Below are 12,410 nucleotides of genomic sequence, written 5' to 3'. Positions count from 1 at the left end.
TGAATGCAAAGATGACGGGGACCAAGCTTGACCACGGTCTCTAGGGACCAGCCCGGTAAATCGGTCTCCCGCCAACACCGGGGGTGCGGTCAGGCACCCCCGGCTCCTCCATTAAAGCGCAAATCGTCGAGACAAGCCCGGCGAAGATGATCTTAGCCCGGATCGCCTCGAAACACCGGAGCCGCGCCAGCAGCCCTTGCCGCTGTACAGTTGCGGAACGGGCGGCCTGCTCCAGAACCAAGCGCAGGCAACACGTTCAGGTTGCCCGCCGACTTCGAAGCTTTAAGGTGGCAATGGTAGTCACCTGTCTTGCGGTTCTTATGGCAGCCCTCGGAATTTAGGCCACCGGAATGGGCGCTGGCCGGAACCGCCAGCGGGACAGTCAACGTCAGCAGCAAAGCCATCTGAACATGGACACGTCAATGAGCAGGGCAGGACCTTCAACCCCAAGAGCATTGCGGCGATGCTGGCAGGCCAATCGACTACGGCTGCCGCCTGCAGCCCAGCGCGCACCGCTTCATCACTACAGTTCCAAAACAAGGGCACGTGCCATGCCCTCGTCAGTGGTGTTGTCGGGCAGCGACAGACTTTAATGCAGCGCGAATCCAGGAATGCGCGCTAGCGCATTTGCAACTCGCTGACTGTTGTGTTCGAAATGTTGCGCGCATGAGCAGTTCCGCGCACACTGTCATTCCCCTGTACGATCCGCAGGAAGCAGGTATGAACCGAGCTGGCGGGCACGTTAGCGGCGTAGTAGCATGAACTGAAAGCCGCGAGCGTAGCTGTGCACGTGTCTCCGAGAAAACTCAGGTTGACTGCGGATTTGTTGAATATCGACTTGCTCGTGATGGTGACCGGCGCACTGGTGACGTTGGTGATCTCGCATGCTACGAGTGTTTGATTGGAGGAGAATACGGGGCCTCCAAACAGGTCCCCAGCCATTGCACTACTGACAGTTGCAACCAAGACAATTGGCGAGATTAACACATTCTGAAGCAATTTGCTAGTCATTGTGTTCTCCATTTTCCGTTTGTTGAGTGCCTGCAGAGGGAACTGAAGACATTTAATCCGACATCCACCGGATGACCGAACAGTTGAGTATTGCGCAAACTGGCGTCATTGGCAAGACCTGGCCTTGGCAAAAGGCGTTGGTGATCCGCCAAAGCGGTGATGCCTGCGCGTCGCTGGTCGAGAATGTCGATTTCGCTTTCTTCAAGGCATAGTTCTCCCGAGGTTTTCGCTGGAACGCATGACAACCGGGCCATTCACCCTGACACAGGTTCAGGCGGTGGCCGTAGTTCGACAATGAGCCGCAGTATGTCGGCGAAGAGCTGCCTCGGAATTGCGACTTCGGCCATCTGGAAGGCGATGTAGCGGCCATGGCTGATGACCTTGGCGCCGATTTTTATCAGCTTCTCCTTCAGGCTGGTCAGCGACCAGTCCCTGATCGGCTCGGGCGTTACCAGGGTGCGCAGGAAGTTGCCGAGATTGTAGGCCAGCGCATGAAGCTGAAGGCGGGCGGCGTTGGCGGCAAATGTCCGGCATGACAGGCGGGTCCATTTGACGGCACCCTTGCCCTCTTTGATCCATTGTTCGCAGGTGCCGCGTTGATTGTAGAAGGCGACAATGTTCTCAGGCGGTCTCGAGAGGTTGGTGACGATGAAGCCGACGCGTGGGACAAGTTCACCCGGGTGCCACTCGACCTTGGCGACCACCCGGCGCGATGTCGTCCAGCTTGCTGCCTGGTAGCGGAAGTTGGCGTAATACCGGCGCACATAAAGAGGAGGACGTCCAACCGGACGGGTCGGCAGGTAGCCGATCCTATCCTGCAACACCTTGTTGGCGGGCAGCCGGATCGCATACTTGATCCGTTCGGCTTCGAGGTACTCATAGACCTCGGAATTGGCAAAGCCCGCGTCGGCCCGGAGATGGAGGCGCGAGACTTGGCCACGATAACGCGCCACCACCGGCTCCAGCACATCCTTCCAACCATCTGCACTGTGAACGTTGCCGGGACGCAGCGCACAGCGTTCGAGGTCGCCGAACTGGTTGAACACAAACAGCGGATGATAGCAGGTACATTCGAAGTGACCGTTCCAGACGCTCATCTCCTGTTCGCCATGAGTGGGGCTGACGCTCGAATCCATATCGAGCACGATGCTGAGGGACGAACGACGAGCCTGCACCCGGTCGATCCACTGGCCCGGCAGATCGGCGAGCGCAGCAAGGTTCCTCTCCACCGTCAGCCACCTTGTCTCGAAACGGCCCATCTGGCTTGCTGATGCCGCACGACCTGAGGCCGCCTTGCCGCCGACAATCCAGCGCATCGCCGGATCATGGCGCAGGCGTTCGGCATCATTGACGTCCTCATATCCGGCTAGCCGTCCGAACACCGACTGCCGCAGCAGGCCCACCAGGGCATGGCGGCCGCTTCTACCGGTGCGGGCATCGGCAAGCACATCACCAGCCATCATGCTGAGGCCAAGGGCATCGTCGAGTTCACGGTAAGCGAGCAACCCGGCATCAGAGGCGATCCGCGAGCCATGGAACTCAAGCTTCAGGCGGCGGTCAAAATCAAGCCGCAGTGAGCCATCTTTTGATTCACCCGCCGGGTTCTCCATGATGGCCTCATACGGTCCAGGTTAAACTACTGATAATTATACCTGAATCGTGACAACTCCACCAGAAATCAGTGCGTTATCCGGCGAATGCCGGCTTAGAGAATGATGCGCGTTGTCACCACGGCAGCATGCGGCCGAAGATTCCGTCCTTGTCGATGAACTGGTGCTTCAGCGCGGCCAGCACATGGAGGCCGATGAGGACCATCGCGACGTTGGCGCCGAGCCCGTGGAGTTCGCCCGCCCATTCGCCGGTGAAGGGCGGCTGCGGCATGGCGAAGAGGCCGAAGACCTGGGCCTGGGCCACGGCCGGCGCCTCTTCCGAGAAGCCGCCGAAGGCGATCCAGCCGGTGAGGGGAATGGCGATCAGCAGGATGTAGAACAGGCCGTGCAGCGACCTGGAGGCGATGACCTCATAGCGTTTCATGCCGGCGGGATAGGGCGGTGTGGCGTGGGTGACGCGCCAGATGATGCGCAGCAGGGTGAGCAGCAGGATGCTGACGCCCAGCGTGACATGGATCGAGGGCTGGAAGGCGGCGTTGGCGGCATCGCCCGCCCTGGCGAGGCGCTCGCCCTCCTTCATCATATCCTCGCCGAGGAGCACCATGTAGATCATCAGCACGGCGGTGAGCCAGTGGATGATCATGGCGACTCTGTCATAGCGGTTCCCGGGGGCAAGACTCATGGCAGCTCCGTTATTGTTGAGGATGCGGTCAAGACGTATGAAGCAGGGCAGATCCGCTGTCCTTGACGGTGATCAATAGCCGCGTTTCGGGCCCAACCCAAGGCTCTGCACCTTGCCGCTCTCGTGCAGTGACTGCTTCCGGGACGAAATGATGCCTGAATTGCCGCCGACCCACAGCCATTCGCCCGAGAGCTTGCCATATTCCATCTTGGGGCAGCGGTTCATCACCACCTTGAGCCCCGCTGCCTCGGCGCGGGCGGCTGCCTCGTCATTGCGGACCGAAAGCTGCATCCAGATGACGGAGGGCCTGGGGTCGAGCGCCAGCGCCTCGCCGGTGATGGGGTCGGCGGCCTCCGAATTGCGGAAGATGTCCACCATGTCCACGGGCTTCGGAATGTCCTTCAGCGCGGCGTAAACGGTCTGCCCGAGGATCTGCTGCCCGGCGAGGCCGGGGTTCACGGGGATCACCTCATAGCCCTTGTCGATGAGGTATTTCATGACGAAGTAGGACGGCCGCACCGCGTTGGCCGAGGCGCCGACCAGCGCGATGGTCTTCACCGATTGCAGGATGGAGCGGATATAGCCGGGCGAATAGCCGTCGTGGTTCACGGCTCATCCGTCCATTCGGGCGGGCGCTTGGCGATGAATGCGGCGATCCCCTCCTCGGCGTCGCGCATGAGAAGATTTTCCGTCATCACGCGCGCCGTGTAGGCATAGGCCTCGGCCAGCGGCAGGTCGCGCTGGCGGTGGAAGGCCTGTTTGCCGGTCTTCACCGTGACCATGGATTTCGACGCGATCCTGTTGGCCAGCGCCATCACCGTGCCGGTGAGCGCATGGGCCGGCGTGACGCGGTTGACGAGGCCGAAGCGCAGCGCATCCTCGGCGCCGAAGACATCGCCCGTCAGCAGCATTTCCATGGCGTGCTTCGCGGACATATTGCGCGACAGGGCCACCATGGGAGTGGAGCAGAACAGCCCGATGTTGACGCCGGGCGTGCAGAAGCGCGCCGTCTCTGCGGCGACGGCGAGATCGCAGCTGGCGACGAGCTGGCAGCCCGCCGCACTGGCGATCCCCGCCACTTCCGCGATGACGGGCTTGGGGTGATGGACGATGCCGAGCATCAGCTGGGCGCAGGCCTCGAAGAGCTCAGCGAAATAGGCCGCACCCTTGTCAGGGCCCGCACGATGCGCGGTGATGTCTTTGAGATTGTGGCCGGCGGAAAAGGCCGGGCCTTCGCCCGCCAGCACGATAACGCGCACCGCCTTGTCTCCTGCCGCCCTGTCGAGCGCCTCGCGCAGCGCCGCCATCATCGCCTCGGACAGGCTGTTGCGGGTCGCCCCGTCGGCGAGCGTCAGACGCAGCACGCCGCCCTCGACGGCGGAGAGCAGAAGCGCCGTCATTCTTCCTCCATGTCGAGCTGCTTCAGCTTCGTGCCATAGACAGGATCGTTCATCAGGTCCTGGATGACCTTCCTGTTGTTAGCGGACGGGATCAGCGCCCTCAGGGCCTTCGCCATCTTGTCTTTTATGTCCTGGGCCAGTTCCTTGTCGTCCTCCACCTCCTTGATCTGCTGCTCGAGGTCCGAGGTCTGGTCGTCGGTGAGCGAGGAATAGGTGAGGCCAAGCGTGGTGACGGCAAGATTCCAGCCGGTGACGTCGGCAAAGCCGGCGGCCTTCACATCCGCCTCGAACTTCTTGCCGTCCTCCGTCTGGTCGACGAAGTCCTGCAGGTTCTCGTACTGATCGAGGTCGGTGTCGGCATATTTGGACTTGGCCATGATGTAGCTGTCGAGCGCGCGCCTGGCGAGTTCGGGCGTCAGCTCCATGGTCTCGATGGTCGGGATATCGCCGAGGCTCAGCTCGCTGTCCGGCGTGTCGCCAGTGTCCTCCGCAACGGCGCCGTCCTGCCCGCCGGACGTGTCAGGCATGGTCTGGTCTTGCGGCGCCGGCTGGGCTGCCGCAGCCGGGGGCGGGGTGGCGGCGGGCGGGGTGGCCTGTGGCGCAGCCGGGGGCGGGGTGGCGGCGGGCGGGGTGGCCTGTGGCGCTGCCGGGGCCGTGCCGCTGCCGGTGGAGGGTGCGACCGGAGTGGGCTGAGGTGTGGCCGCCTGGACGAGAACCGTGCCGCTCTCCGCGCGCGCGGTGGCGGCATGGGCGGTCGGAATGGCAAGGCCGGCCAAGGCCGCGAGTGTCACGAAAATGCGAGCTGTCATCTGTGATTTCCTGCTGGCGCAAAGTCTAGAGCAGGTTTTGGTTCAGTGGAACCGAAACCTGCTCTATCTCTTTGCCTGATCGCATTTTCGACGGTCAACCGGTGTCCACTTGACCTGATGATACTTCAACGCATGATCGGCAAAAGTGGAACCGCTTTTGCGACAAGATCATGCTCAAGCATTTAATCTGGCGCATGGCGGGAGGCGGGTGAAGGGCGATTTCGCGATGAACATACCGCTCGCGGTATTATGTTACCACAGCAGTTATCCGACGCATTTTCCGGGGTTTTCCTTGACAGACTGGCGCTTGACCCGTAATCAGCCCCGCACTGAGCGGGGTGCGGAGGCTTCCGGGTTGCGCACCCCCCGCACTTGACCCCGTAACGCCAGAGACAACCAGATGACAACCTATTCGGCGAAAGCCAAGGACATCGTGAAGGACTGGGTGCTGATCGACGCGGAAGGCCTTGTCGTCGGCCGCGTGGCCGCCATCATCGCGAACCGCCTGCGCGGCAAGCACAAGGCCACCTTCACCCCCCATATGGATTGCGGCGACCATGTCGTCGTCATCAATGCCGGGAAGATCCACTTCACCGGCAAGAAGAGAGAGCAGAAGAGCTACTTTCACCACACCGGCTTCCCGGGCGGCATCAAGGAGCGCAATGCCGGCAAGATTCTTGACGGCAAGTTCCCCGAGCGCGTGCTGGAGCTCGCGGTGAAGCGCATGCTTCCCGGCAGCTCTTTGAAGCGCCAGCAGATGACACACCTCAAGATCTATGGTGGGGCCACGCATCCGCATGGCGCGCAGAACCCCAGGAAGCTCGACATCAAGTCGATGAACCCCAAGAATGCGGTGAGAGGCTGATATGGCTGAACGCAAATCCCTCGCAGATCTCGGCCAGGCCATGGGCGTGGCCCCCGCAGGCGGCGGCGCTCCGGCGGCTGCCGTTGCGCCTGCCAAGCCCAAGCTCGATGCCCTGGGCCGCGCCTACGCCACCGGCCGCCGCAAGAACGCCACCTCGCGCGTCTGGATCAAGCGCGGCAAGGGCAAGATCACCATCAACGGCAAGCCGATCGAGACCTATTTCGCCCGCTCGGTTCTGCGCATGCTCGTCCAGCAGCCGCTGATGACGGTGAACCGCGCCACCGAACTCGACATCGACTGCACCGTCGCCGGCGGTGGCCTTTCCGGCCAGGCCGGCGCTGTCCGCCACGGCCTTGCCCGTGCGCTCACCTATTTCGAGCCCGATCTGCGCGCGGCCCTGAAGAAGGCCGGCTTCCTGACGCGCGACCCCCGCATGGTCGAACGCAAGAAATACGGCCACCCCAAGGCCCGCCGCAGCTTCCAGTTCTCGAAGCGCTGAGCCAGAAGCAGATCACGGTCTGCTTTTCAGGGGGCTGCCGAAAGGCGGCCCCTTTCCTGTTGGCGGATCACTCCGGCTTGATCCACTCCACGATGAGGATGTTCAGATCCTCGCGTGGCTCGAAATCGGTCTTGCGGACCTCGAAGCGGGTGGGGGAGATCTTCTTGACGCCCTCGGCGCAGAAGCTGACCATGTTTTCGGCCCGGCCCTTGTCGATGACGAGGCGGAAGTCCCTGATCGGCCCCTTCCAGTTTGCGCCGGAGGAGAGCACGTAGCCCAGCCATGTCTCCGTGTAGATCTCGGGGAATTCCTGGCCAGGTGGGGTGCGCCGCGCCACCGTCTTGTCGAGGGCGGCGATCCAGCTGTCCTCGACGCAGTACTTCTCCTTATAGTAGGGCAGGGTCTCGTTGCGGTATTGCCTGTAGAGCGAACCGCCCACGCTGCCGCCGGCGAGCGGCTTGTAGCGGTGACTGACGGCGACGGTCCTGCCCGCCGGAAACACCTGCTTTCGCGTAACGATGGTGCGGATCTTCCAGGTGGAACTGAAGACCGGCCCCTCGCCGCCGCCATCCTCTTCGACGATGAGGCCCCGCTTGCGCAGCGCCTCGACCTTGGCGGGGTCCAATGCGCGGAGCGAGGCCTGAAGGGCGTTCCAGTCCTGGTCCGGATCGAGGCCGGCTTCCGCCAGTTCATCCGTCACGTCCTTGCCTCCCGCGATGGCCTGCAACACGATCTGGTACTGCACCGGCGCGCCATCCACCGTGGTGTGGAAGCCGAGTTCCTTGCGCAGGTTATAGGCGGGCACGGATTCGCTGTTGTAGTCCTGGTCGGGCAGCGGAAAGGCCACCAGCGTCTCGATGTCCTCTGTGCCCGTGTTGGTGAAGAGATAGTCGACCCGAACCTCCTCCGGCGAAATGAACAGGTCTTCCCTGTCGAGTGCGATGCTGCTGCTCCGGGTCAGCACGAGGCCGCCGATCGGCGTTTCAGCCATTGAGTCGTTGGCCTCCGCGCGCGGCGCGGCCATGCAGGCCAGCAATGCCAGGACGGCGAGCGCATATGTCCGTTTCACTTCCCTCTCCCGAAGCGTTTTATACGCGGGCAGGATACACGCAAAAGCTCATTGTTGAACGGGGCATGTGCGATGGCGTGCCGCTCTCGCTCCATGCAACCGGGTCCATGGAGCCCGCGCGGTCCCTGCGCTTCAGCAAGTGGCCGTCCGGCTGTGGCGCCGTCAGCCGTCGCTGAAGGCCGGGGACGCCACGGAAACTGGTCCACCCTTCAAAAATCTGCTGTTTCTGCAGGGCGAGGCTTCGATGCAACCGAAAGGCCCGATCCTGCGTATTACGCCCGGATCGCACGGCCAATGTCCGTTGACGGCTTCAATCGTGCGGCGGGCGGGCTGCGATTGGGCCTTTCCAGGCCGTGCGGCCATTCAGGCAAGGAGCAGCAGGTTGCTGGCGGACACCTCAACGGCGACGTTACCTGCCAACGGCGGAATTCCCGCCGGGCTCACGCATTGACGCCGATGCCGCCGCTGATTCGCTTCCTGCTCAAGTGGTCGCTCATCGGCATGGCCGCGGGATGGCTGTTCGTGGCGATGCTGCTCGCGGTTGATATCGGCGGCGTGTGGACGCTGCTCGGCAAGGCCGAGAGCCCGTTGCTGTGGGTCTTCGTTTTCGGCTTTTCCTTCGGCATTTCCTTCGCGCAGGTCACCGTGCTGGCCGCCGTGCTGCTGCGCGACGATTTCGGCGGCCGCGGCCCTTCCGGGAACGACCGCCTGGAGCGCTGGAAGGCAGGCGGCAGCGCCGAACTCGGCCCCGTGGACGAAGCCTGACAGACTGCCGTTCGCGAATGGAATGACCATCAGAACCGGCATTGCGCGGGGCAACACTGTCACTCCAAGTCCGCCGAAGGAGCCCAAGACGACGACGCGAGCGGCGGATGGCATTGGGCTCAGCCGATTTTGAAATCCGTGATGTGTTGGGGCGGCGCGAGGCCGGCGATCAGCCGGGGATCGTCGACGGGGGCCAGCACCTCCATGCGCACCGGGATGACGCCGGCCCAGATCGGAAGCGCATAGTCGGCCTCGTCGTCACCGGAAGCGCCGGTGCGGACCTTGGCGGAGGCTTCCGCGAGCGACAGCTTCAACACCGTCGTCGCCTTCAGTTCCTGCGCGGTCATCTGGCGCAGCATGTCCCAGCGGCCGGGCCACAGGCCGTCGGTGAAGGTCCTGAGCCGCATCTCCTTCTCGGCGGCATCGGTGAGTTTGCGCGCGGTGCCGAAGACCATCACGGAACGGTAGTTGCAGGAATGGTTGAAGGCCGACCGCGCCATGACGAAGCCATCGACGATCGAGACGGTGAGGCAGACCTCGGCCTCCGCGCAGGCCTCCAGCATGCGGCTGGCGGATGAGCCGTGCCAATAGACATGGCGGCCCTCGCGCCACTGCAGCGTGGGCGTCACATAGGGCGCGCCGTCGAAGACATAGCCGACATTGCAGACCGGCATGGCGTCCAGAATGCCGTGCACCGTTTCGGCATCATAGGCGGCGCGCTTGTTCATCCGCTTCACGCGGGTCCTTTCGCTGGGGGCATTCATCTCAGTCACTCCATTGCGCGCATCCGATGCCTGCAATATGGTCTGGCTGAAAGGTCCAAGTCCGGCTTCAATGAGCAGACCACTTCTCGGGACGTCCTCCAGCGAGATCGGCATCGACCGCGGCGACCGCGAGCCGATCCAGTCCCAGATCGCGCGCCAGCTGCGCTCGCTGGTCTTGAGCGGACGGCTGAAGCCGCAGACCAGGCTGCCCTCGACGCGCGCCCTGTCGGAGGAGCTGAACGTCGCCCGCGCCACGGTGGTTGAGGCCTATGAGCAGCTGCTGAGCGAGGGCTATCTCGAGACACGCTCGGGTTCCGGCACGCGGGTGGCGGCGGAGCTGCCGGACTCGCTTCTCGTTTCGGCGCCGAAGGAGCGTGCGCGGGAGCCATCGCGCGCCGGGGCCAGGCGGGAGCCGGCACGGCCCTTCCGCTCCGGCCTTGTCGACTGGGCGAATTTTCCGCATGACGACTGGGGCCGGTTGCTCGGCCGCTTCTGGCGCAACCCGCCGGTGACGCTGCTCGAACACAATGATCCCTTCGGCTGGCTGCCGCTGCGCGAGGCGATCGCGCGGCACCTTTATGAATGGCGCGGCATCGGCTGCGCGCCGGAACAGGTGATCGTGACGGCGGGCGGCCTCGACGCCTTCGACCTGATCGGCCGCTCCATCCTGAAGCCCGGGGACGAGGTGTGGTTCGAGGAGCCGGGTTACCCGACGGCGCGGCGCATCTTCTCGCTGGGCGGCGTCACGGCCGTTCCGGTGCCGGTCGATGCGGAGGGAATGGCGGTGACGCGCGGCTGCGAGCGGGCGGAAGGCGCGCGCGCGGCCTTCGTGACCCCGGCGCGGCAATATCCCACCGGCGTCACCATGCCGCTCGCCCGCCGCCTCGAGCTGCTCGACTGGGCGGCGGAGGCCGGCGCCACCGTGATCGAGGACGATTATGACAGCGAGTACCGCTATGTCGGCAAGCCGCTGCCGGCGCTGATGAGCCTCGATAAGCGGGCGCGCGTCATCTATACCGGCACCTTCTCCAAGGTGTTCTCGCCCATCCTGCGGCTGGGCTACATCGTGGCGCCGCTGGCGCTGGTGAAGCGCTTCCGCGAGGAGCGCGTGTCGCATGGAGCGCCTCCCTCGCTGATGGCGCAGCCGGCCCTCGCCGAATTCATGGGGTCCGGCGCCTTCGCCATCCACATCCGCCGCATGCGCCGGATCTACGCCGCGCGGCGGCGCGCGCTGATCGAGGCGCTGAAGCCGGGGGAGGGGAGGCTCTTCAGCATCGATGCCCCGCCCGCGGGCCTCATGCTGGTGCTGCGCCTGCCGCCGGATATGAGCGACGGGGCGCTGGTGGAGAGGCTTGAGGCAAAGGGCATCGAGACGCAGTCGTTGTCCAGCCATTATGCGGGCCGCAAGCGCGAACAGGGGCTGCTGCTGAGCTTCGCCGGATTCAGCGAGGATGATCTGCAAAGGGCCGCAGCCCGGCTGATTGCAGTTTTGCAATGAGCGATGCCGCACACAGCCATGCCTTCCGCTTCATGCGCCGGTTCATATGCTGGCGCATGGTCTTGCCGATCAGGTGATTCCACCTGACCGGAACATGCTCCGGCGCCGCGTGACGGCCTCACGATGCCAGCGGCCGCAGTTCCTTCAGCAGCTTGATGCGGATGGCGCGGGCATAGTCCTCGAAGTCGCGGGCGGGCTCCACGAAGCAGTCCGGTCCGATGATGACGCGGTTCTTGTAATAGTCGGCAAGCTCCGGGCTGCCGGCCATGATCGGCAGGCCGTTGATGATGATGCCCTGCTTACGCGCCGCCTGACGGGCGGCCTCGAGGCTCGCCGCGCCATTGTCCTCGCCATCGCCCGCCACGTCGATCACCTTGCGCTGGCCGTCGAACTCGTTCTCCCCGATCAGGGCCGCACTGTCGCTGATGCCTGCGGCAATCGAGGTGAGGCTCGCCCACATGAAGCGGTGGATCAGCGCCATGCGGAAGCCGAAGGCCTTGGAGTCCCGCGCGCTGTTCAGCTGCGTGAAGGGCAGCACCACGCGGGTTTCGCCCGGCCCGCCCCATTGCACGACCGCGACGACCGCGCCCAGGGGCTGCAGGTCCTCCACCGCGCGCTGCACCTCCGGATCGCGGAAGGCGGCGGCGAGGCCCTCGACCTGCAATGCGAATTCCCTCTTGTCGACGCTGGCCGAGGCATCGAGCGCCAGGACGAGTTCGACGGCCACCGGGGTCTGCTCCTGTGCCGGGGCGGGCGCTGCCAGCAATGCGAGCAGAAGGGCTTGCGACGCCGTGGCGCGTGACAGGCCCCGGGTGCGGCGCGAAAAAGCCTGAACGGAGGTTTTCATGCGCAAAGTCCTGATCGAAGTCGCCACCGCCATCGCCCTCACCCTCTCCGCCATCCTAGCACTGGCGACGGGGGCGCATGCCAGTAGCGTTATGGTGATGCAGGCCTATGCCCGCGCATCCGCCACGCCCACCGCGGAGACGGGTGCGGCCTATGTGAGCCTGATGCTGCATGGCGAAGCGGACCGGCTCATCGCCGTTTCCACCCCTGCCGCGAAGATGGCCGGGCTCCACAAGACGGTGGAGGCCGAGGGCGTGATGAAAATGGAGCATGTGGACGGCATCGGCATTCCCGCCCACGGCATGCTGGAGATGAAGCCCGGCGGCTATCACATCATGCTGATGGGATTGACCCAGCCGCTGAAGGAGGGCGGGGAGATCGAACTCACGCTCACCTTCGAGAAGGCGGGCGAGGTGAGGGTGAAGGCCAAGGTGGGCGGCGTCGCCCAGATGAACTAGTACTACAGTTGCGTCTGCGTGGTGAGTCTTGCGCGGTAGTGGGCCTCGGCGGCATGGGCTTGGTGAACGCGCCGCCAGAGTGACCAACTGAACACGAAGGCGCGTTTGACAGGTGGCGGAAAGACAAGCCGCGC

At 64.1% G+C, this 12,410-nt stretch carries 15 protein-coding genes; 6 read left to right on the top strand and 9 right to left on the bottom strand.

Going from position 1 to position 12,410, the window contains the following annotated elements; all coding sequences use genetic code 11:
* Positions 1 to 152: 152 nt before the first annotated feature.
* Complete coding sequence (locus tag IOC69_RS06750) at positions 153 to 404, bottom strand: YHYH domain-containing protein (protein WP_290542779.1); 252 nt, start codon at positions 402 to 404, stop codon at positions 153 to 155.
* A gap of 678 nt (positions 405 to 1,082) precedes the next feature.
* Between IOC69_RS06750 and IOC69_RS06745 the strand changes: the two genes are divergently transcribed.
* A complete protein-coding gene (locus IOC69_RS06745; RefSeq protein ID WP_290542778.1) occupies positions 1,083 to 1,223 on the top strand; it encodes a hypothetical protein in 141 nt (46 codons plus the stop codon).
* Positions 1,224 to 1,265: 42 nt separating this feature from the next.
* On the opposite strand, the gene IOC69_RS06740 is transcribed toward IOC69_RS06745, so the two are convergent.
* The 5 genes from IOC69_RS06740 to IOC69_RS06720 all read right to left on the bottom strand — a co-directional run bounded on the left by IOC69_RS06740 (position 1,266) and on the right by IOC69_RS06720 (position 5,512).
* On the bottom strand, positions 1,266 to 2,621 hold the full coding sequence (locus IOC69_RS06740; RefSeq protein WP_290542777.1) for an IS1380 family transposase: 1,356 nt from the start codon (positions 2,619 to 2,621) through the stop codon (positions 1,266 to 1,268).
* A gap of 115 nt (positions 2,622 to 2,736) precedes the next feature.
* Positions 2,737 to 3,303 carry a cytochrome b gene (locus IOC69_RS06735; RefSeq protein WP_290542776.1) on the bottom strand — a complete coding sequence of 189 codons (567 nt, stop codon included), beginning with the start codon at positions 3,301 to 3,303 and terminating at the stop codon, positions 2,737 to 2,739.
* A gap of 72 nt (positions 3,304 to 3,375) precedes the next feature.
* Positions 3,376 to 3,912, bottom strand: a complete 537-nt coding sequence (locus IOC69_RS06730; RefSeq protein ID WP_290542775.1) for a CoA-binding protein — start codon at positions 3,910 to 3,912, stop codon at positions 3,376 to 3,378.
* A complete protein-coding gene (locus tag IOC69_RS06725; RefSeq protein WP_290542774.1) occupies positions 3,909 to 4,703 on the bottom strand; it encodes an enoyl-CoA hydratase in 795 nt (264 codons plus the stop codon). Before IOC69_RS06725 ends, IOC69_RS06730 begins: the two co-directional genes overlap by 4 nt.
* Complete coding sequence (locus IOC69_RS06720) at positions 4,700 to 5,512, bottom strand: hypothetical protein (RefSeq protein WP_290542773.1); 813 nt, start codon at positions 5,510 to 5,512, stop codon at positions 4,700 to 4,702. Before IOC69_RS06720 ends, IOC69_RS06725 begins: the two co-directional genes overlap by 4 nt.
* A 400-nt stretch (positions 5,513 to 5,912) precedes the next feature.
* Here IOC69_RS06720 and rplM point away from each other — a divergent pair, with 400 nt between their 5' ends.
* Together rplM and rpsI are read left to right on the top strand one after the other, a co-directional pair.
* Positions 5,913 to 6,377, top strand: a complete 465-nt coding sequence (rplM, locus tag IOC69_RS06715; protein WP_290542772.1) for a 50S ribosomal protein L13 — start codon at positions 5,913 to 5,915, stop codon at positions 6,375 to 6,377.
* A gap of 1 nt (position 6,378) precedes the next feature.
* Positions 6,379 to 6,876, top strand: coding sequence for a 30S ribosomal protein S9 (gene rpsI / locus IOC69_RS06710; RefSeq protein WP_290542771.1), 498 nt, complete (start codon positions 6,379 to 6,381; stop codon positions 6,874 to 6,876).
* Positions 6,877 to 6,943: 67 nt separating this feature from the next.
* Here rpsI and IOC69_RS06705 read toward each other — a convergent pair whose 3' ends face one another.
* A complete protein-coding gene (locus IOC69_RS06705) occupies positions 6,944 to 7,945 on the bottom strand; it encodes a DUF4424 family protein (RefSeq protein ID WP_290542770.1) in 1,002 nt (333 codons plus the stop codon).
* A gap of 456 nt (positions 7,946 to 8,401) precedes the next feature.
* Between IOC69_RS06705 and IOC69_RS06700 the strand changes: the two genes are divergently transcribed.
* A complete protein-coding gene (locus tag IOC69_RS06700) occupies positions 8,402 to 8,710 on the top strand; it encodes a hypothetical protein (RefSeq protein ID WP_290542769.1) in 309 nt (102 codons plus the stop codon).
* A 119-nt stretch (positions 8,711 to 8,829) separates the two neighbouring features.
* Here the strand turns inward: IOC69_RS06700 and IOC69_RS06695 are convergent, their stop codons facing one another.
* On the bottom strand, positions 8,830 to 9,474 hold the full coding sequence (locus IOC69_RS06695) for a pyridoxamine 5'-phosphate oxidase family protein (protein WP_290542768.1): 645 nt from the start codon (positions 9,472 to 9,474) through the stop codon (positions 8,830 to 8,832).
* Between the two features lie 70 nt (positions 9,475 to 9,544).
* Here IOC69_RS06695 and IOC69_RS06690 point away from each other — a divergent pair, with 70 nt between their 5' ends.
* A complete protein-coding gene (locus IOC69_RS06690; RefSeq protein WP_290542767.1) occupies positions 9,545 to 10,972 on the top strand; it encodes a PLP-dependent aminotransferase family protein in 1,428 nt (475 codons plus the stop codon).
* A gap of 118 nt (positions 10,973 to 11,090) precedes the next feature.
* Here the strand turns inward: IOC69_RS06690 and IOC69_RS06685 are convergent, their stop codons facing one another.
* The gene (locus IOC69_RS06685; RefSeq protein WP_290542766.1) at positions 11,091 to 11,819 is read right to left on the bottom strand and encodes a DUF1194 domain-containing protein; all 729 of its coding nucleotides are present in this window, start codon (positions 11,817 to 11,819) and stop codon (positions 11,091 to 11,093) included.
* On the opposite strand from IOC69_RS06685, the gene IOC69_RS06680 reads away from it, so the two are divergent.
* The gene (locus IOC69_RS06680) at positions 11,818 to 12,276 is read left to right on the top strand and encodes a copper chaperone PCu(A)C (RefSeq protein ID WP_290542765.1); all 459 of its coding nucleotides are present in this window, start codon (positions 11,818 to 11,820) and stop codon (positions 12,274 to 12,276) included. The two genes, IOC69_RS06685 and IOC69_RS06680, sit on opposite strands and share 2 nt — an antisense overlap.
* Positions 12,277 to 12,410: the final 134 nt, after the last annotated feature.

Origin of the sequence: Aestuariivirga sp. (genome assembly GCF_020252405.1) — a bacterium.
Lineage (GTDB): Bacteria > Pseudomonadota > Alphaproteobacteria > Rhizobiales > Aestuariivirgaceae > Aestuariivirga.
This window is presented reverse-complemented; position numbering and strand designations above follow the sequence as displayed.

Bases quoted from the DNA above. Each gene is read 5' to 3' on its own strand.
- IOC69_RS06695 (WP_290542768.1), bottom strand. From the start codon at position 9,474: ATGAATGCCCCCAGCGAAAGGACCCGCGTGAAGCGGATGAACAAGCGC.
- IOC69_RS06680 (WP_290542765.1), top strand. From the start codon at position 11,818: ATGCGCAAAGTCCTGATCGAAGTCGCCACCGCCATCGCCCTCACCCTC.
- rpsI (WP_290542771.1), top strand. From the start codon at position 6,379: ATGGCTGAACGCAAATCCCTCGCAGATCTCGGCCAGGCCATGGGCGTG.
- IOC69_RS06690 (WP_290542767.1), top strand. From the start codon at position 9,545: ATGAGCAGACCACTTCTCGGGACGTCCTCCAGCGAGATCGGCATCGAC.
- IOC69_RS06725 (WP_290542774.1), bottom strand. From the start codon at position 4,703: ATGACGGCGCTTCTGCTCTCCGCCGTCGAGGGCGGCGTGCTGCGTCTG.
- rplM (WP_290542772.1), top strand. From the start codon at position 5,913: ATGACAACCTATTCGGCGAAAGCCAAGGACATCGTGAAGGACTGGGTG.
- IOC69_RS06745 (WP_290542778.1), top strand. From the start codon at position 1,083: ATGACCGAACAGTTGAGTATTGCGCAAACTGGCGTCATTGGCAAGACC.
- IOC69_RS06700 (WP_290542769.1), top strand. From the start codon at position 8,402: ATGCCGCCGCTGATTCGCTTCCTGCTCAAGTGGTCGCTCATCGGCATG.
- IOC69_RS06685 (WP_290542766.1), bottom strand. From the start codon at position 11,819: ATGAAAACCTCCGTTCAGGCTTTTTCGCGCCGCACCCGGGGCCTGTCA.
- IOC69_RS06720 (WP_290542773.1), bottom strand. From the start codon at position 5,512: ATGACAGCTCGCATTTTCGTGACACTCGCGGCCTTGGCCGGCCTTGCC.
- IOC69_RS06740 (WP_290542777.1), bottom strand. From the start codon at position 2,621: ATGGAGAACCCGGCGGGTGAATCAAAAGATGGCTCACTGCGGCTTGAT.
- IOC69_RS06735 (WP_290542776.1), bottom strand. From the start codon at position 3,303: ATGAGTCTTGCCCCCGGGAACCGCTATGACAGAGTCGCCATGATCATC.
- IOC69_RS06750 (WP_290542779.1), bottom strand. From the start codon at position 404: ATGGCTTTGCTGCTGACGTTGACTGTCCCGCTGGCGGTTCCGGCCAGC.